The following is an 18,034-nucleotide window of genomic DNA, read 5'->3' on the forward strand; positions in this document are numbered from 1 at the left end:
TGAGCCATCGCGCCGAACCGAATATCCCGATTTCCGAACCGATTATCCAAAGGACGCCACCCATGTGCGCCGACACTGCTGATACCCCCGAATACAAACAGACCCTGAACCTGCCAAAGACCGATTTTCCCATGCGCGCAGGCCTGCCCAAGCGCGAGCCCCACTGGCTGGAGCGCTGGGCCAAGATCGGCGTCTATGACCGGCTGCGCGAAAAGACAGGGCGCACGCCTTTCACGCTGCATGACGGCCCGCCCTACGCTAACGGCCATCTGCACATTGGTCATGCGCTGAACAAGACCATCAAGGACATGATCGTGCGCTCGCACCAGATGATGGGCTTTGACTCGCGCTACGTGCCGGGCTGGGATTGCCACGGGTTGCCGATCGAGTGGAAGATCGAAGAGCAGTACCGCAAGAAGGGCAAGAACAAAGATGCCGTGGATGTGGTGGAGTTCCGCCAGGAATGCCGCGCCTTTGCCGACCAATGGGTGGATATCCAGCGCGAAGAGTTCAAGCGCCTGGGCATCACCGGCAACTGGGCTGATCCTTACCTCACGATGGATTTCCATGCCGAGGCGGTGATCGCGGCGGAGTTTCAGAAGTTCCTGATGAATGGCACGCTGTATCAGGGCTCCAAACCCGTGATGTGGTCGCCGGTGGAAAAAACCGCCCTGGCCGAGGCCGAGGTGGAATACCACGACAAGGAGAGCTTTACCGTCTGGGTGAAGTTTGCCGTCACCGGCGGATCTGAAGACCTGGCAGGCGCCCATGTGGTGATCTGGACCACCACCCCCTGGACCATGCCGTCCAACAAGGCCGTCGTGTATGGCGACAGCTTTGATTACGGCCTCTACGAGGTCACCGACGCGCCGGAAGAATGCTGGGCCGCCAAAGGCGATCGCTTCATCCTGGCCGACAAACTGGCCGCTGACGTGATGTCCCGCGCCCGCCTTGCCGAGGGCCAGTATAGCCGCGTGCGCACCGTACCAGCGGATGAGCTGGCACCGCTGCAACTGTCGCACCCGCTGGCTGGAGCCGACGGCAGCAACGGTGAATGGGATGCGCCGCGTGATTTCCGCGCCGCGCCCTTTGTCACCGATGAAGAAGGCACCGGTTTTGTGCACTGCGCGCCAAGCCACGGGATGGAGGAATTTGAGCTCTACCGTGATCTGGGCATGCTGGAGCAGGTGATCACCTATAACGTCATGGATGATGGCGGCTTTCGCGCCGATCTGCCGTTCTTTGGTGGCAAATACATCCTTAACCGCAAGGGCGGCGAGGGCGATGCCAACAAGGCCGTAATCGACAAGCTGGTCGAGGTCGGCGGCTTGCTGGCCCGTGGCAAGATCAAGCACAGCTACCCGCACAGCTGGCGCTCCAAGGCACCGATCATCTATCGCAACACACCCCAGTGGTTTGCCAGCGTGGATCGCGCGGTGGGCGACGGTCAGGACGAGATGGGCACAACCATCCGCGAACGCGCCCTGCGCTCGATCGACGAGCTGGTGAAATGGACGCCGCAAAAGGGCCGTAACCGGCTTTATTCCATGATCGAAGCCCGCCCGGACTGGGTACTGTCGCGCCAGCGCGCCTGGGGCGTGCCGCTGACCTGCTTTGTGAAAAAGGGTCTGCTGCCCACGGATGAGGGCTTTTTGCTACGCGATGACGCGGTGAATGCCCGTATCGTTGCAGCCTTTGAAACCGAAGGCGCCGATGCCTGGTATCTGGACGGCGCCAAGGAACGTTTCCTGGGATCGGATTACAAGGCGGACGAGTGGGAGCAGGTGTTCGACGTGCTCGACGTTTGGTTTGATTCCGGCTCGACCCATGCCTTTGTTCTGCGCGACCGCAAAGACGGCACCGAAGATGGCATTGCAGATGTCTATATGGAAGGCACCGACCAGCACCGGGGCTGGTTCCACTCCTCCTTGTTGCAGGCCTGCGGCACCAAGGGGCGCGCGCCCTATAAAAACGTTGTTACCCATGGGTTTACCCTGGATGGCAAGGGCAACAAGATGTCCAAATCTCTGGGCAATACCATCGTGCCTGAGGAGATCGTCAAACAGTACGGCGCCGATATCCTGCGGCTCTGGGTGGCGCAGACCGATTATACCTCGGATCAGCGCATCGGCCCTGAGATCCTGAAAGGCACCGCCGACAGCTATCGTCGCTTGCGCAACACCATGCGCTATATGCTGGGTTCGCTGCATGATTTCACCGATGATCAGCGCGTTGATGCTGCGGATATGCCCGAGCTGGAGCAATGGGTGTTGCACCGTCTGGCCGAGCTGGATCACCAGGTCCGCAACGGCTATAAAGCCTTTGATTTCAACGGGGTGTGGCAGGCGATCTTTACCTTTGCCACCGTCGACCTTTCCGCCTTCTACTTTGATGTGCGCAAGGATGCGCTGTATTGTGACGGCGACACGCTGAATGCCCGCGCCGCCCGGACCGTGCTTGATATCCTGTTCCACCGTCTGACCACCTGGCTGGCGCCAATCCTGGTGTTCACCATGGAAGAAGTCTGGCTGGAGCGTTTCCCCGGCGAGGACAGCTCGGTGCATCTGGTCGATATCCCCGATACCCCGGCAGATTGGCTGAACGAGCCGCTTTCGGCCAAATGGGCGCAGATCCGTCAGGCCCGCCGGGTGGTGACAGCTGCACTCGAACTGCAGCGTATCGACAAGGTGATTGGTGCCTCGCTGGAGGCAAATCCGGTGGTGCATGTGCGTGATCCAGAGGTGCTGGCCCTGCTGAAATCGGTGAACTTTGCCGATATCTGCATCACCTCCGACATCTCCCTCACCACTGACCCGGCGCCGGCAGAGGCCTTCCGTATGCCCGAAGTCGACGGTATCTCGGTGGTCTTTGAAAAAGCCGAAGGCGACAAGTGCCAGCGCTGCTGGAAAATCCTGCCGGATGTTGGCAGCCATTCCCACGCCGGCCTCTGCGGCCGCTGCGATACAGCCCTGAGCTGAGGCGCGCCTCAGCTTATACAGGCCTCAGCTTATACGGGCCCAATCGTATAAGGGTCTGAACTCAAAACGTGTCTGGCAGCCTGGTGCTGCCCGGCCACCCATAAAACGGCCGCCAATCTGCGGTGCGACTCGCAGCTTGGACCGGACGAACAAAAAAAACCTGTCGCGCCATGCGCGGCAGGTTTTCTTGTCTGGAGGGGAAGGAGAGAGAGGTCGTAAAACGCGGGAGGGTTCTGATGTGGAGGGCGTTACAGAGAGGCTCCATCAACCGCAGCCACAGCTTGGCTGCGCGCGGCGCGATAGCTGTCTTCTGCCATCAGGCTGCTGACAGGTTTTGGGCCCGGGGCATGGTTCGAGGTCAGAGCCAGGAACTGCGCCAACATTGCCTGTTCGGCATAGCTGACACGGCCCAGGGCCTTGTTTCTTGCCGCTTCCAGGGCCGGGCCTGCTGACTGGGGGGTGCCCATTTCGGATTGCTGGGCTTTCTCTGCCGCCTTCAGCGCTGTTTCACGCTGGATGGCCCGATCCATTCCTTGGGTCTTACCTTCGTTAAGACTTGCATCCATTTCAGGAACGCCTGCCTTGTAAGAGGCGGCAAGGTTGCTGACATTGAGATTTGAACCAATTGCAGAGATCATCATCTTAACCCATTCATTCTTTCTGAACTTGTTTTAACAGATTTTTATCAAAATTGACGCCCCCCCTTGGGTCACGGTTCGGAGGAATTAGGTTAGCGACCTATACGAAAGTGCGAATTTACTCTGTATTTACGCCCCAAATCTATGCCCTAGTGCAGGAAACCGTCCTTATCCTTACGGAGCATCTGCAATGCCGTCGGCCCAGATTGATACATTTGTCGGAATATTGAGCGTGACAGAGACCGATGGGGCGATAACCGGCCTGCGCTGGGGGCCGCAGGAACAATCCAGAACCGCGCTCCTGGACCGCGCCATAGACCAGCTCAGAGCCTATTTTGCCCGGGAGCTGCATCGTTTTGATCTGCCATTGCATATTGCCGGATCGGCGTTCCAGCAGGCGGTCTGCGCGGCAATGCTGGCAATTCCCATGGGGCAGACCAGGACCTATGGCGATATTTCCAAGGAGCTGAACATCCCGCCTCAACCCGTGGGCAATGCCTGTGGCGCCAATCCAATCCCGGTAATCATTCCCTGCCACCGGGTTCTGGCGGCAGAGGGCCTGGGCGGGTTTTCTGGCGGCACGGGGATTGAGACAAAAATAGCCCTGCTCAAACACGAAGGCGCTGCCAGCTTACTGATCTAAGGCTTTGCGCGCCCCCAATGCGACCTCTGGATTGTGTCTTTGCACAAACGTTCCGGCGGGCATGTGCTTTGACTCAGTCACAGCACAGAGGGGTTGGCCTCTTTTATATTACACCGCTGCAAACAGGGGCTGGCTTTGGCAGGACGCAAAGTGGGAGGCCAGTCACGCAAAGTGGAAGGTCAGTCACGCTGCGGAAAGATCTGCTGCGCAATGCCGACAAACAACAGATAGACAGAGGTCACAACCAAGCCCCAATGCGCCCAGCTTTCCGGGTGGAAATCCACCCAGGCGGCCCAGCCGGCAAAAAAAGTCCAGGCCAGGGCGACCGGAAGCGAGACCCGGCGCCAGCGCTCGGTGCGCACGGGATGAATGAACTTCAGGGGCAGGAACATGGCAATAGACAGCAGAGTCACCAGCACCAGTATGGTCCAATGGCTGGGTTCCAGGGCAAAGATCACCAGCACCAGCATGTTCCAGCAGCCTGGAAATCCGGAAAAGGAATTGTCCTTGGTCTTCATGCGGGTGTCGGCAAAATACATCGCGCTGGCAAAGGTGATGACAATAATGGCAAACCAGCCAGTCCAGCCCGACATCAGCCCGGATTGGAACAGGGCAAAGGCCGGGATAAAGACATAGGTCAGGTAGTCGATGATCAGATCCAGCAGCACGCCGTCAAACTGCGGTGCATAGCGACCAACCTGATAATGTCGCGCCAATGGTCCATCAACGCCGTCCACCGCAAAGGCCACAACCAGCCAAACGAACATCAAACTCCATTTGGCCTCCGCTGCGGCCAGCATGGAGAGCATTGCAAAAACAGCACCTGTGGCGGTGAGCAGGTGAACGGAGAGGGCGCGAAACTGTGGTGTCATAATCTCGTGATGGCGAATTTCACCGACGCCTGCAAGACCTCAGTGCAACCAAGTGGGGTATTCCTGACGTTGCAGGCCCATCATCACCGTGTCGTGGGCCTCATTTTGCGCAGCAAGCAAGATCATTTTTGCCTTGGGCGAATCTGGCTGGGGCAGATCGGACCGGCGAATGCGATGGGGCAGACGCGGAATGTGGATCTGCGACGGGGCCGGGGCGGGGCAAGCAGGGGCGGGATGAAACGCAAGAGTCTGTACAGTCAACTGAGCATCCTTTCTGGAGCAAGAGGAGGCTTCAGATAAGCGGCAAGGCGTTAACCACAGATGCAGCCGGAGGCAGAACTTATCTCGAATTTTAGCAATGTCACCGCCCGCTTTCCTCCGGGGTCGCTGCTGCATAAATCAAATTCCAATAATGGAATTTATTTGCTAGAGTGCCATAGAGCAAGCAAAAGACGGGGCTTTCAATGGGGCAAGGCGCGTATCATTGGGACAGGATCTATGAGGCACGGAAAACCGAATCGGTAAGCTGGTTTCAGAACGATCCGACGCCATCCTTGAGCGCGATTGCGCTCTGTGGTGGCCAAGCCCTGTCGATCCTTGATATCGGCGGCGGAAGCTCTCGCCTGGCGGGCGCCCTGGTGGAGCAGCGCCGCCATGATGTGACGGTTCTGGATCTGTCGAAACGCGTCCTGACCTTGGCCCGTGTCCGGCTTGGTGCTGACAGGCGCAAAGTGGCCTGGATCGCAAAAGATGTTACCCGGTGGCAGCCCCACCGGCAGTGGGACATCTGGCACGACCGGGCGGTGTTTCGCTTTCTGACCGAGGACCAGGATCGCCAGGCTTACCTGCAGGCCCTGGGTGCTGCGGTGCCGCACAAAGGTCATGTGATTCTCGCCGGCAGTGCGCCCGACGGGCTGCAGAGCCAGCTGGGGGAGAGCTATGATCTGGTGCACAGCTGGGCCGAGACCCATGGCACCCCGACGGGGCAGGCGCAGGCCTTTACGTGGTGTGTGTTCCAAAAACTATAACAGGCCGGATCTCCGGGCCAGTTTGGCAGGCCAGTTTGAGGGGCCTGTTTGAGGGGGCAGTATTCGCGATCAGCCTGAGGTCCGGGGCGTATCGCCAAGCGCCAGATCAGGCCTTGGGGTGGCTGCGGTTGTAGACCGCCATCAGATGAGCGGTATCCACAGCGGTATAGGCCTGCGTTGTCGACAGCGAGGCATGGCCCAGAAGTTCCTGGATGGAGCGCAGATCGCCGCCGGCTTCCAACAGATGGGTGGCAAAGCTGTGGCGTAGGGCATGGGGGGTGGCACTGGCAGGCAACCCCAGCTGCGCCCGGGCCTGGGCCATGGCGCCCTGGATCTGGCGGGGGTTGAGCGCTCCACCACGCAGGCCGCGAAACAGCGGCCCGTCGTCGTCTTTGGGATGGGGCGACAGGGCGAGGTAGCGCTGCACGGCTTCGCGGGCAGCGTCGATGACCGGCACCAGCCGTTCCTTGCCGCCCTTGCCCAGAATACGCAGGCTGGCCGGCAGGGGGGCGGCTTTGCCGGTCAGGGACAGGGCCTCGGAAATGCGCAGCCCACAGCCGTATAGCAGCGTTACCACGGCGACATCTCGCGCCGCGATCCAATCAGTGCCGGACTGCAGCTCGACGGTCTCGATGACCGCGCGGGCGGCATCCTGGTCCAGCGGGCGGGGCAATTTCTTTTGAAACTTTGGCGCTCGTGCTGCCAAAACGGCGGTGGGCTCAAACCCTTCCCGGTCTGCCAGCCAGCGATAAAAGCTTTTCACCGCAGAGAGTTTGCGCGCCAGCGAGCGCGCTCCGGTGCCGGAGTTGCGCTCCTGTGCCATCCAGGCGCGCATGTCCGAGGTGGTGATCCGCGCCAGTGCGCCAAGCCCCTGCGGCGCGCCAGTGTGCCGGGTCATAAAGGCGAGAAAGCCGCTGAGATCGCCCTGATAGGCGCTGATGGTATTGGCCGCAGCCCCGTCCAGCGCACTGATGCCCTGCAGCCAGAGCTGTAGCGCATCACGGCAAGCCGGAGAGATCAACATCTGCACCTCTGGCGTGCTCATCTTGGTGCCCCCCTCAGCATCCCACCCGGCATAGGCCGCGCCAAAGCACCTGAGTTCACATGTTTTGGTGGCACGCAGCGCGGTGCGGCAGATCCAAGGCGGCCGGGGCGCCGGGATAGGCCAGGGCGGCTCATGCCAGGGTCATGCCAGCCAGCGGCACATGGCGCGTTCAAAGACGCCGGCAAAAAAGGTCAACAGATCGGTGCCGTGCTGCGGGGTGAATTGATGCGGATCTTCCGAGCCCAGCACCAACAGACCAGGGAGGCGGCCGGCGCCGAGATTCAGCCGCAGGCAGGCTTCGGAGCGGATCCATTCGGCCTTGTCGCCATAGATCTGGCTGGTGCCGCCCTGCAGTTGGCGCAGAGTAACCTGACGGGCTGGCCCGCCGCGGTCCGATCCGGCATAGCTGTCGATGAAGCCGGGGTTGGCCACCTTGAGTATCTCGCCCATGCGCGCGGCTGCGGCACCGCCATCGTCCTGCAGGGTTTCCAGCACCAGAGAAACCGAATCCACCCGCATGATCTCGGCCAGGTCGCCATTGAGCGCCTGCAAAAAGCCCTCAAAATCGGTGGGGTCCAGCAGCCGCAGAACAGCGCGATGGATCTGATTCGTCCCAGCGAGGTTTTCATAGGCCGCCGCAATCACCGACCTGTGGGTGTCTTCCAGCCGATCCAGCCGGGCCTCCATCCGTTCCATGGCGATGCCGCGCAGGTCAACGATATTGGAACCCATGGCGCGTTCATTGGCCGAAACCAGGGCATCCATCAGGCCCTGATCTTCGAGAACCGCGTCTGGCTTTGCCAGAATCGCATCGCGCAGGGGCGTGTCTAGTTTGGCTGTGGTGCTGCTCATTCTTGAACCTCTGTGGGGCTTTGAGACCGGGTTATAACACGGGTTTTCGAACAGAGTGGCTAAAAATGTGTTACGGGCGGGAAAAGGCCGAAGAAAAGCCCCCCAAAAAGGGGAGCTCCCGCCCAGGGCTGCTGGATCAGAGATCCCTTGCCCCAGTTGGGCCGGGCGCCGGGCTGCGCCCGGCGCAAAAAGAAAGAAAAGGGGCTGAGAAGCGGTTTAAGGGCAGGACTGCCCCTAAACGCGCCGCATCTATCTTGTCAGGGAATTTGCGGCCTCAAGGGCGAGCCACGCTGGCGCGTGGGCGCCAAAGTGGCGCCCCTTGACCCCAAAAATCCCGGACCCCGAAAATCCCGGCGACCCCAAAAGTCCTGGCGCTGTTGCTACAGGATTTTGATGTCGGCTGCCTTGATGTCCTCAAGGAAGGTGGCAAGGCCCTTGTCGGTCAGCGGGTGGTTGGCCAAGGACTTGATCACGGCCGGGGGCGCGGTGATCACATCGGCACCAATCAGGGCGCTGTCGAGGATATGGTTGGCCGAGCGGATCGAGGCGGCGAGGATTTCGGTATCAAAGCCGTAGTTGTCATAGATCTGGCGGATATCGTTGATCAGCTCCATGCCGTCGAGGTTGATATCGTCCAGGCGGCCAATGAAAGGCGAGATGAAAGTGGCACCGGCCTTGGCGGCGATCAGCGCCTGATTGGCCGAGAAGCAGAGCGTCACATTGACCATATGGCCATCGTCGGACAGGACCTTGCAGGCCTTCAAGCCATCCCATGTCAGTGGCACTTTGACGGCGATGTTTTCGGCGATCTCGACCAGTTTGCGGCCTTCGGCGATCATGGTTTCGGCGTCTGTTGCGGTGACCTCGGCAGAAACGGGGCCGGTGACCATGGCGCAGATCTCTTTGGTGACCTCGATAATGTCACGGCCGGATTTTTTGATCAGCGAGGGGTTGGTGGTCACACCATCCACCATACCAAGGTCGTTGAGCTCGGCAATGGCGTCGATTTCGGCGGTGTCTACAAAGAATTTCATCGGCGGGGATCCTTTTGGGAAAGTTTGGCCTGGATTGCGCTAGCCTTTAGCGCATGGCGCGGGCATTAAAAAGCCCCGAGGTTTGGAGGCGGTACAGGTGAGCGGGCAGGAATTTTTCCATCAGGGCGACAGGGTGGCGGTGCTGACCGCGCAACCTCTTGATCGGCTTTTGGATTATCGCGCCCCCGAGGGCGGCTGTTTTCGCGGTGCCTTTGTCGAGGTGCCGCTGGGGCCGCGCAAAGTTCTGGGGGTGATCTGGGGCGCGGGGGGCGGTAACTTTGATTCGGCCAAGCTGCGCAGTGTCATCCGGGTGCTGGATCTGGCGCCGATGCGCGATGAGATGCGCCAGTTTCTGAGCAAGGCCGCCGATTATACGCTGACCCCGATGTCGATGATGCTGCGGCTGGCCACCCGCGCGCCCGGCCTGTCGGACCCGCCGTCCATGCGCAAGGTGTTGCGGCTGGGCGACACGCAACCGGACCGGATGACCCCGGCACGGGCCAAGGTGCTGGCGGTGATGGAAGAGTTCGGCGGCATGGCGTTTACGCCCAAGGAGCTGGCGGATATGGCCGGGGTGACGCCTTCGGTGGTCAAAGGCCTGGTGGGGCAGGGGGCGCTGGGCGAAGAGGAAACGCCCCGCGATCTGCCCTATCCGGCCCTCGATCCCAACCGTCCCAGCAAGGATCTGACCGAAGACCAGAGCCGCGCCGCTGCTGCCCTGTCTGAAGGGGTGCAGAGCGGCAGCTATGGCACCACTCTGCTGAAAGGTGTCACCGGGTCGGGCAAGACCGAGGTCTATCTGGAGGTGGTGGCGGCCTGTCTGCGCAGGGGGCGGCAGGCCCTGGTACTGCTGCCGGAAATTGCCCTGACGGCAGAGTTTTTGAAACGGGTGGAGCAGCGCTTTGGCGCCACCCCGGCAGAATGGCATTCCGGTGCGACCATGACCGAGCGCCGCCGGGTCTGGCGCATGGTCGGCCAGGGCAATGCGCAGCTGGTGATCGGGGCGCGCTCGGCGTTGTTTTTGCCGTTTCGCGATCTTGGCCTGATCATTGTCGATGAGGAACATGACACCGCCTACAAGCAGGAAGAAGGCGTGTTGTATAACGCCCGCGATATGTCGGTGCTGCGCGCGGCGATGTGCTCGGCGCAGGTGGTGCTGGCCTCGGCCACCCCCAGCCTGGAGACCTGGAGCAATGCGGAGGCCGGAAAGTACAAGCGCGTTGATCTGACGGCGCGCTTTGGCACGGCGGTGCTGCCGGTCATGAAGGCGGTGGATATGCGGGCTGAGGATCTGGCGCCGGCCACCTGGATTTCTCCGACCTTGAAACAGGCGATGGCCCTGCGGATGCAGCGCGGCGAGCAGTCGCTGTTGTTTCTGAACCGGCGTGGCTTTGCGCCGGTGACGATCTGCCGGGCCTGCGGCACTCAGGTGGCCTGCGACAATTGCGATGCCCGCATGGTGGAACACCGGTTTATGAAACGGCTGATGTGCCATCAGTGCGGCGAGACCAAGCCGGTGCCCGAGGTTTGCCCCTCCTGTCAGGTGGTGGGCAAGATGGCGCCGGTGGGGCCGGGTATCGAACGTCTGGGGGAAGAGGTCGCAGCGCTGTTCCCTGAGGCGCGCATTGCGGTGCTGAGCTCGGATCTGTTTGCCTCGGCGCGGGCGCTGAAGGCGCGGATTGAGGAGATCGCAGCGGGGGAGGCCGATATTATCCTGGGCACCCAGCTGGTGGCCAAGGGGCATAACTTTCCGCTGCTGACCCTTGTAGGGGTGATTGATGCGGATCTTGGCCTGCAGGGATCAGACCTGCGGGCGGGGGAGCGCACCTTTCAATTGATGCGGCAGGTGGCGGGCCGGGCGGGTCGGGCGGAACGCCCCGGTGAGGCCCTGTTGCAGACCTTTCAACCAGAGCATCCGGTAATCCGCGCTATCCTGACCGGCGATGAAGAAGAATTCTGGCGTGCCGAAGCGGCGCAGCGCCGCGAGGCCGGAGTGCCGCCCTTTGGCCGCATGGCGGGGATTATTCTGTCGGGATCAGATTTGGCGCAGGTTTTTGATCTGGGCAATGCGCTGGCGCGCAACGATGGTCCGTTGCGCCAGGTTGGCGCGCAGCTCTATGGTCCGGCGCCGGCGCCCATTGCCCGGGTGCGCGGGCGGCATCGGGTACGACTACTGGTCAAGGCGGCCAAGGGAGTGGCGCTGCAAGAGGCGCTGAGCCGTTGGGTAAAGCCTTTTCGCATGAAGGGCGATCTGCGGCTGAGCATTGATATTGACCCGCAGAATTTTTTCTAAAGGCTGGGCAGCGGATTACTGAGGCGTAAGGCAAAGTCGTTAAAATTGGGGAAAGGCTTTCGTCCAAAGTTTGTCGGCGGCCATATTTTCATCTCATTTTCTTGCAAAAGTAGAACTGGCCGGCAAGCTGTCATGCGGGTCTCTGGGCAGTGGCTCAGAATAAAGTACAAACACCAACCGAGAGCCCAGTCCTATGTGTGACCTTTGTGTAGCGACCCAAAATTTTGACCCCAGCCGACATCTCGTTTCTGGGACATTGGAATGGCCTGACCCGGAACCTGCACCTGTAGAGCCGGACCCTCTGCCAGATGGAACACTTGATCAGTTTGCCAGCTATCTTACTACGGGCTTTTGGAGTGATAACAACAGCGTGCAACATAGTTTTTCCGCGACCCCGGGGAACTCTGCCGGCTATGTGATTGAGGTCAATCTCACGGGCATCACCTCTGCGGCTCAGCGTCTAGCGCGTTGGGCGCTTGAAAGCTGGGAACTGGCAGCGGATATTCAGTTTGTCGAGGTCGAGAGCGGTGGCGACATCATCGTCGATGATGAGGAAAGCGGTGCCTTTGCACAGAGCGAATTCATGTTATCGGACCCAACCGAGATCATCACCTCCTATGTCAATGTTGATCAGGCTTGGCTCGACCTCTATGGGGTCACGCTCGATTCCTACGCTTTCTCGACCTATGTGCATGAATTTGGCCATGCGCTGGGCCTTGGGCACCTTGGCAACTATAATTTCACCTCTGGTGGAGCGATTTTTGCCAATGATAGCTATCAGTATTCGGTGATGTCCTACATTCCACAGGATCAGGTGGAAGGCGGCACTGCCAGCTATGCACAGCCAACAAGTGCGATGATGGCTGATATGGTTGCGATCCAACAGCTCTACGGCACCTCTAATGCCGCCGCAGGGGATACAACCTGGGGCCAGGGGAACACGATGTCCCGCCATTTTGCCACCCTCTATGCTGGGGTTGATGATGGCGATCCAGCGACCGAAGAACGAGATCCGATTGCTTTTACCCTGTTTGATGGCGTCAATGGTGGCACTGATACGATTGACCTCCGTAACAGCACGACCAACGACAGGCTGGACCTGAATGATGGCAGCTTTTCTGACGTTGCGGATTTGACCAGTAGTCTGGCGATCGCGCGTGGATCTCAGATCGAAAATGCTCGCATGGGCTCAGGCAATGACACAGTTGTTGGAAACGAGTTGGACAATCAGATAACTGGCCACGGTGGTCGCGATGCGTTGAATGGGGGCGGTGGATCCGACCGGCTCAGTGGCGGCGGTGGTCGCGACCAACTGTTTGGCGGCGCGATGAATGATCGGTTGTTTGGCAACCGTGGTGCGGATCGCCTGGACAGCGGTGAAGGCAATGACCTCATGGTTGGCGGTCGCGGTGCTGATGAGTTCTTCTTTGGCTTTGGTCATGATTCAGACAAGATCCGCGACTTCACTCTGGGCAGGGATGAGCTCTTGTTCTCGGCGCTGGAGTTCGACGGACTAACCGCGGAGCAATTGGTCAACCAATATGGAACCGTGGGTCGGCGGGGTGTCACCCTCGACTTTGGGGACAGTGAAGTTCTGGGAGCAGATGCCAATGACAGTCTTCGTCTGATCGGTGTTTTTGACCTAAACGCCCTGGCGGACGACATCACCTTTATCTAGGCCGCAGACACAAGCTCTTGGGCCTCCAGCCTGTTAGCTGGGGGCCGATTTGATGTATCTGCCTACCAAGGAGACTTTTTTCTTTACCTTCCAAAATTATCTATACTTGGGATGCAGGATAAAGGTTTGGTCAGGGCCTTGCTTGGCTAGGTGGTTACCGATTGCATGCGCTGGTCAATCAACAGGTCGGTTGCCATTGCTCCAACCCACATAAAGAACAGAGCTGCCCAAGCCGTTCCAACAAAAATCGAACCACCGGTAACGCCAGCGCCGATGGCACAGCCCCCCGCCAGCATGCCGCCAAAGCCCATCAACACTGCACCGATCATCGCCTTGCGCATGGTGGCGGCATCGTCAAAGGCTTGCAGCTTCATCTCTCCGGCGACCCAGGCGGCCAGCATGGCGCCGATGAACACGCCGGGAACCAGACCGATGTCGAATTCCAGAATGGCGTTGCGATCAAGGAAGAACATCAGGGTATGGGCGGAGGGGCCGGTGAAGGTAGCGCTTTCGATTTGCACCGGATCAAAGGCCACCTGCGACAGCCCGTAGGTCAGCACCCAGCCCAGAGCCACGGCAAAGCCGACCCCGGAGGCAAAAATCAGTCGGGAGGCGCTGATCTGGCTGCGGCGCGCCAGCACCAGAGCGACAACTGCAATTGCCAGCCCCAGCGCCAGCCCACCCCAGTTGGGCAGGCCTGCTTCGACCAACAGATCCATGTTGCGCCCGCCTGAGGTGACCCAGAGCGCAGCGATTTTGTCGCGCAGGGGCGATAACATGCCAGAGAGGCTCATCTGTGCCACCACGGCAAAGATCAGGCCAGAGACAACAGAGCGCAGATTGCCGGTGGCAGCCAGCACCAGCAAGCGACCGGAACAGCCACGTGCCAGCACCATGCCGACGCCAAAGATCAAGCCACCGATGATGGCTCCGGACCAGCTGCCGGGCACCGCCATCATGCGGGCATCGGCGCTGCGCATAAGCCCCAGGAGCTCGGCACCCTGGACCCAGACCACGGCGGTTGAAAAGGTCAGCAGCCAGACTGCCATGCGATCCCCCATGCCGCCACGGGCAAATTCTACCGTGGCAGCGCGCAGGCAAAAGCGAGAGCGCTGGGCAGCGACGCCAAAGGTCACGCCGGTCAGCAGACCAAAAAGCGCCGCCAAAGGCGCTTCTCCCAGGCGTTCGGCCAGGATTTCGATGAGAGTAAGCAGATCCATGACCCTGGCCCCCGTAAGAAGTAAATGCTACATTATATACACACATTCTGATTTGTGATTTGATTTAGGTCATAGGCGCGCTGCCCGTGCGTGGCTCTGTGGACATCGGTGTTTTAGACGTCTGCGATGCCCAACACTGCAGGCCCTTTTCTGTGCGTCATATGTGCGTCGATGCGGGCTAGTATGTGCGGCGGCTGCTTTGGTCTCGCGCTGGCGGAAAAAGAGGCGTAAAGGAAAGGCATGTTTAAACCTCTCTCCCTGGATGCGGCCCGTGATCTGCCGCTGTGGCGTCGCCCGACAACATTGCTGTTTGTGATGGCGATCTGCATGCCTATTGCCTTTAATGCCTGGTTTGCCCTGTTGAACAACTTTGTCATCGAGGTGGCCCAGTTTGACGGCGCCGATATTGGCCTGTTGCATACGGTGCGCGAAATTCCGGGGTTCCTGGCGGTGGGGGTGATTGCCATCATCCTGTTCGTCCGCGAGCAGGTGCTTGGGCTGATCTCATTGATGATGCTGGGCATTGCCACCATGTTGACCGCCTGGTTCCCTTCGCTGGGCGGCATTTTGATGATCACGCTGCTCAGTTCGATCGGGTTTCACTATTATGAGACGGTGAACCAGTCGCTGCAGCTGCAATGGCTGCCCAAGGACCGGGCGCCGCAGATGCTGGGCTGGCTGCTTGCCACCGGATCGGCGGCAACCTTTGTGGTTTATGGGGCGATTGTGCTGCTGTGGGAGAGTTTTGAGCTCAGCTATAATATGGTCTTTATGGCGGCTGGCGGCGTGACCACGCTGATTGCCATGCTGTGCCTACTGGTCTACCCGCAGTTTGACTCGCCCACGCCACAGAACAAAAAGCTGATCCTGCGGCAGCGCTATTGGCTCTATTACCTGTTGCAGTTCATGGCCGGGGCGCGGCGTCAGATCTTTGTCGTTTTTGCCGGGTTTATGATGGTGGAGCGCTTTGGCTTTGACGTGCATGAAGTCACCGGCTTGTTCCTGATCAACCTGGTGATCAATATCCTGTTGGCGCCTTTGTTGGGGCGGTTTGTGGCCGCTTTTGGCGAGCGCCGCACCTTGATCATCGAATACACCGGCCTTGCCTTGGTTTTTGCGCTCTATGGCGGCATCTACTGGTTTGGCTGGGGGGTCTTGCTGGCCTCCTGCCTTTATGTGGTGGATCACGTGTTGTTTGCCCTGGCGCTGGCGCTGAAGACCTATTTCCAGAAGATCGCTGACCCGGCAGATATCGCGCCGACGGCGGCTGTGGCCTTTACCATCAACCATATCGCAGCCGTCTTTTTGCCGGTGTTGCTGGGGCTTCTCTGGGTGATCTCTCCCTCGCTGGTCTTTGCCTTGGCAGCTGCGATGGCGCTGGTGTCTTTGGGGCTGTCCTGTCTGGTGCCGCGCCATCCGGCGCCGGGCAATGAGACGATTTTTGCCAAATATCGCAGCCGCGTTGCCGCCCAGTAGCCGCCCAGTAGCAGCGCGGACTGTAGAAAACAGCGCACAGAGCGGTGGAACGTGGCTCTGCTCTTGACCTCTGGCGGCCTTGGGCCTAGGCGCAGAGCACTGCAGCTGGAGATCTGACATGCCGACCTTTACCGCCCTGACCACCCTGCCTGGCAAACCCCAAGCCGAAGCTCTGGGCGAGGCGATGGAAAGCCTGATGCCGGAACCCACCGGGGTTGGCGTTTTTGAAGTCGAGGACGGATCGGGCCTATGGGAGGTCGGCGGCTATTTCACCGAAGCGCCGGACCAGGCGGGGCTGGCCCTGCTGGCGACGCTGCATGGCGCCAAGGAATTTGCCGTCTCCGAGCTGCCGGAAACCGATTGGGTGGCCCATGTGCGCCGCGAGCTGGCACCGGTCGAAGCCGGGCGGTTCTATGTCTATGGCAGCCATGACGCCGATACGGTGCCCGAGGGGCGCATTCCGCTGCTCATCGAGGCGGCGATGGCCTTTGGTACCGGCCACCATGGCACCACCTTGGGCTGCCTCAAGGCGCTGGACCATCTGATTTCAGAAGGGTTTGTCGGCGCCAAAGTGGCTGACATTGGCTGCGGTACTGCGGTTCTGGCCATGGCGGCCGCGCGGGTCTGGCAGGGCGATTTTGTCGCCAGCGACATTGACGAAGTGGCGGTGGATGTGGCCGAGGCCAACCTCAAGGCCAATGGCATGGAAGGCGCTGTCACCTGCCTGGAGGCCGCAGGCTTTGACCACCCCGGACTGAAAGAACTGGCGCCCTATGATCTGATCTTTGCAAATATCCTCAAAGGTCCGCTGGTGGCGCTGTCACCGGATCTTTGCGCCAATCTGCGCCCCGGGGGCTATGCTATTCTTTCCGGCATTCTCAACGAGCAGGCCGATAGCGTCATTTCTGTTTATGCCGAGAATGGAACCAATCTTGTGCGACGCGATGTGATTGGTGAATGGACCACACTGCTTTTGCAGCGAAACGGCTGATTTTACGAAGGTTTATGCCTAATTTTAGGTAATTCCCTTGGAATCAGATCGTTAAGATTCTATAAAGTTTTATCCGCTGGTGGGGGCTAGTTCGGAGCAACTTTATGAGTGTTCAACATCAAGAATTTCGGGGTCGTGTGGCCCGTTTGCAGAGCAAGCATGCTGGCTTTTCGCAGGGTGCGACTGCGCGCGTTAAGTCTGACGGGCTGATTGTAATCGAGCCCCGCAAAATCCGGTCTAACACCTCCGGAAAAGTTCTTATTCTGATTGTCGCGGCCTTCCTGTTGTTCAAGGCCTTCCTGATGGCGGCTCTTGGCTTTGACACCTATGATGAACGGGTGGCAAAGCTGACCGAGGGCAGCGCCATAGAGCGGCTGGGTGCGGTGATTATGCAGTCTGATCCAGTCTCTGTCTGGGCGGCGCAACAGGCCGGGCCTATTCTGCGCTAGAACAGCCATTCTCTGACAGGGCAGTTCGCGCCCCGCTTGCCGGCCGTTTTGAACCCAGCCGTTTTGAACCTGGCCAGTTTGAATTCGGCCAGTTTGAATTTGGCCAGTTTGAATTTGGCCAGTCCGCGAGCAACCACTATGCCAACAGCCAGTCTAAAACGGGCCAGTCTGATAGGGCCAGTCTAACAGCACCAGTCTGGTAGGGCGGCGCAGATAGAGCAGGGCGAATATTCAACGCCTATCAAAACAGCCAAGGCTCTGCCGGGCGGTTTTTTGCTGTCTTGCGGGACTGTGCAGCGCCTTTGGTCAAACCAAAACCGCCGCGGCCAGGATGGCGCGCGGCGGTGGGATGTGTGATCCTGACGGGGAGCACGCAGGATGACCGATAAGACCGTTTCTGTGCGTATTAGAAGACGGGCTTGCCTGTTGCGATGTCTTCGATATTGGCGCGGCTCAGGCCGATATCTGCCAATTCGCGATCGGACAAAGCATTCAATGCATTCTTGGATGTGCGGGCATCATTCCAAGCCATTACGGAGCTTGTCAGGGCGACAAAGGCAATGCCGATACGGCCAAACAGGCCGGTGGAGCCATAGGTGGTGCGGGTCGTGTCAAAAGCAGCCATATCCTCATCCTTCGTATCTGAGTGAACTGTTTTGCAGCAACGGGATGTTGATGCGATTTCGCGCATTTAGGGAGGAAATTTTGCCCGCGCAAGTAGCGAAAATTGCATGCGTCCTATGCGCGGAAAGCATAGCTTTGGTCTTTAAAAATAAGGCTAATCTGCGCCTTTTTACTCAGTGTTTGGAAATGTCGCAGCTGCCTTGGCAAAGGGTC

At 59.5% G+C, this 18,034-nt stretch carries 16 protein-coding genes; 8 read left to right on the forward strand and 8 right to left on the reverse strand.

Annotated elements, in window-relative coordinates:
• The first annotated feature begins 62 nt into the window (after positions 1–62).
• Positions 63–2,978: an isoleucine--tRNA ligase gene (gene ileS / locus QZ268_RS02680; protein ID WP_295447553.1), complete on the forward strand. Its 2,916-nt coding sequence runs from the start codon at positions 63–65 to the stop codon at positions 2,976–2,978.
• Positions 2,979–3,226: 248 nt separating this feature from the next.
• Here the strand turns inward: ileS and QZ268_RS02685 are convergent, their stop codons facing one another.
• The gene (locus tag QZ268_RS02685) at positions 3,227–3,619 is read right to left on the reverse strand and encodes a hypothetical protein (protein WP_295447555.1); all 393 of its coding nucleotides are present in this window, start codon (positions 3,617–3,619) and stop codon (positions 3,227–3,229) included.
• A gap of 187 nt (positions 3,620–3,806) precedes the next feature.
• On the opposite strand from QZ268_RS02685, the gene QZ268_RS02690 reads away from it, so the two are divergent.
• On the forward strand, positions 3,807–4,259 hold the full coding sequence (locus tag QZ268_RS02690; protein ID WP_295447557.1) for a methylated-DNA--[protein]-cysteine S-methyltransferase: 453 nt from the start codon (positions 3,807–3,809) through the stop codon (positions 4,257–4,259).
• Between the two features lie 179 nt (positions 4,260–4,438).
• Here the strand turns inward: QZ268_RS02690 and QZ268_RS02695 are convergent, their stop codons facing one another.
• Together QZ268_RS02695 and QZ268_RS02700 are read right to left on the reverse strand one after the other, a co-directional pair.
• Complete coding sequence (locus QZ268_RS02695; protein WP_295447559.1) at positions 4,439–5,131, reverse strand: CDP-alcohol phosphatidyltransferase family protein; 693 nt, start codon at positions 5,129–5,131, stop codon at positions 4,439–4,441.
• A gap of 39 nt (positions 5,132–5,170) precedes the next feature.
• Positions 5,171–5,392: a hypothetical protein gene (locus QZ268_RS02700; protein ID WP_295447561.1), complete on the reverse strand. Its 222-nt coding sequence runs from the start codon at positions 5,390–5,392 to the stop codon at positions 5,171–5,173.
• Positions 5,393–5,595: 203 nt separating this feature from the next.
• Here QZ268_RS02700 and QZ268_RS02705 point away from each other — a divergent pair, with 203 nt between their 5' ends.
• Positions 5,596–6,159, forward strand: a complete 564-nt coding sequence (locus QZ268_RS02705) for a class I SAM-dependent methyltransferase (protein WP_295447563.1) — start codon at positions 5,596–5,598, stop codon at positions 6,157–6,159.
• 106 nt (positions 6,160–6,265) lie between these two features.
• Here the strand turns inward: QZ268_RS02705 and QZ268_RS02710 are convergent, their stop codons facing one another.
• From QZ268_RS02710 to fsa, 3 genes are all read right to left on the reverse strand, one after another.
• Positions 6,266–7,204, reverse strand: coding sequence for a tyrosine recombinase XerC (locus QZ268_RS02710; protein ID WP_295447565.1), 939 nt, complete (start codon positions 7,202–7,204; stop codon positions 6,266–6,268).
• 141 nt (positions 7,205–7,345) lie between these two features.
• The gene (locus tag QZ268_RS02715) at positions 7,346–8,056 is read right to left on the reverse strand and encodes a DUF484 family protein (RefSeq protein ID WP_295447568.1); all 711 of its coding nucleotides are present in this window, start codon (positions 8,054–8,056) and stop codon (positions 7,346–7,348) included.
• Between the two features lie 380 nt (positions 8,057–8,436).
• Positions 8,437–9,090 (reverse strand): fructose-6-phosphate aldolase, encoded by a 654-nt coding sequence (fsa, locus tag QZ268_RS02720; protein WP_295447571.1) that lies wholly within the window; start codon positions 9,088–9,090, stop codon positions 8,437–8,439.
• Positions 9,091–9,187: 97 nt separating this feature from the next.
• On the opposite strand from fsa, the gene QZ268_RS02725 reads away from it, so the two are divergent.
• Together QZ268_RS02725 and QZ268_RS02730 are read left to right on the forward strand one after the other, a co-directional pair.
• A complete protein-coding gene (locus tag QZ268_RS02725; RefSeq protein WP_295447574.1) occupies positions 9,188–11,383 on the forward strand; it encodes a primosomal protein N' in 2,196 nt (731 codons plus the stop codon).
• Between the two features lie 370 nt (positions 11,384–11,753).
• The gene (locus QZ268_RS02730; protein ID WP_295447577.1) at positions 11,754–13,061 is read left to right on the forward strand and encodes a M10 family metallopeptidase; all 1,308 of its coding nucleotides are present in this window, start codon (positions 11,754–11,756) and stop codon (positions 13,059–13,061) included.
• 146 nt (positions 13,062–13,207) lie between these two features.
• Here QZ268_RS02730 and QZ268_RS02735 read toward each other — a convergent pair whose 3' ends face one another.
• Positions 13,208–14,281 (reverse strand): YeeE/YedE family protein, encoded by a 1,074-nt coding sequence (locus QZ268_RS02735; RefSeq protein WP_295447580.1) that lies wholly within the window; start codon positions 14,279–14,281, stop codon positions 13,208–13,210.
• A 240-nt stretch (positions 14,282–14,521) separates the two neighbouring features.
• Between QZ268_RS02735 and QZ268_RS02740 the strand changes: the two genes are divergently transcribed.
• From QZ268_RS02740 to QZ268_RS02750, 3 genes are all read left to right on the forward strand, one after another.
• The gene (locus QZ268_RS02740; protein ID WP_295447584.1) at positions 14,522–15,757 is read left to right on the forward strand and encodes an MFS transporter; all 1,236 of its coding nucleotides are present in this window, start codon (positions 14,522–14,524) and stop codon (positions 15,755–15,757) included.
• A gap of 118 nt (positions 15,758–15,875) precedes the next feature.
• On the forward strand, positions 15,876–16,748 hold the full coding sequence (locus QZ268_RS02745) for a 50S ribosomal protein L11 methyltransferase (protein WP_295447587.1): 873 nt from the start codon (positions 15,876–15,878) through the stop codon (positions 16,746–16,748).
• Between the two features lie 104 nt (positions 16,749–16,852).
• Entirely contained in the window at positions 16,853–17,197 is a 345-nt protein-coding gene (locus QZ268_RS02750) for a hypothetical protein (RefSeq protein WP_295447590.1), read from the forward strand.
• A gap of 406 nt (positions 17,198–17,603) precedes the next feature.
• Here the strand turns inward: QZ268_RS02750 and QZ268_RS02755 are convergent, their stop codons facing one another.
• Positions 17,604–17,822: a DUF1127 domain-containing protein gene (locus QZ268_RS02755; RefSeq protein ID WP_295447594.1), complete on the reverse strand. Its 219-nt coding sequence runs from the start codon at positions 17,820–17,822 to the stop codon at positions 17,604–17,606.
• Positions 17,823–18,034 lie beyond the last annotated feature (212 nt).

The organism is uncultured Pseudophaeobacter sp., from assembly GCA_905479575.1.
GTDB lineage: Bacteria > Pseudomonadota > Alphaproteobacteria > Rhodobacterales > Rhodobacteraceae > Pseudophaeobacter.

Coding starts and splice junctions, on each gene's coding strand:
- QZ268_RS02690 (WP_295447557.1), top strand. CDS start 3,807: ATGCCGTCGGCCCAGATTGATACATTTGTCGGAATATTGAGCGTGACA.
- QZ268_RS02750 (WP_295447590.1), top strand. CDS start 16,853: ATGAGTGTTCAACATCAAGAATTTCGGGGTCGTGTGGCCCGTTTGCAG.
- QZ268_RS02695 (WP_295447559.1), bottom strand. CDS start 5,131: ATGACACCACAGTTTCGCGCCCTCTCCGTTCACCTGCTCACCGCCACA.
- QZ268_RS02755 (WP_295447594.1), bottom strand. CDS start 17,822: ATGGCTGCTTTTGACACGACCCGCACCACCTATGGCTCCACCGGCCTG.
- QZ268_RS02745 (WP_295447587.1), top strand. CDS start 15,876: ATGCCGACCTTTACCGCCCTGACCACCCTGCCTGGCAAACCCCAAGCC.
- fsa (WP_295447571.1), bottom strand. CDS start 9,090: ATGAAATTCTTTGTAGACACCGCCGAAATCGACGCCATTGCCGAGCTC.
- QZ268_RS02740 (WP_295447584.1), top strand. CDS start 14,522: ATGTTTAAACCTCTCTCCCTGGATGCGGCCCGTGATCTGCCGCTGTGG.
- QZ268_RS02705 (WP_295447563.1), top strand. CDS start 5,596: ATGGGGCAAGGCGCGTATCATTGGGACAGGATCTATGAGGCACGGAAA.
- QZ268_RS02710 (WP_295447565.1), bottom strand. CDS start 7,204: ATGAGCACGCCAGAGGTGCAGATGTTGATCTCTCCGGCTTGCCGTGAT.
- QZ268_RS02735 (WP_295447580.1), bottom strand. CDS start 14,281: ATGGATCTGCTTACTCTCATCGAAATCCTGGCCGAACGCCTGGGAGAA.
- ileS (WP_295447553.1), top strand. CDS start 63: ATGTGCGCCGACACTGCTGATACCCCCGAATACAAACAGACCCTGAAC.
- QZ268_RS02685 (WP_295447555.1), bottom strand. CDS start 3,619: ATGATGATCTCTGCAATTGGTTCAAATCTCAATGTCAGCAACCTTGCC.
- QZ268_RS02715 (WP_295447568.1), bottom strand. CDS start 8,056: ATGAGCAGCACCACAGCCAAACTAGACACGCCCCTGCGCGATGCGATT.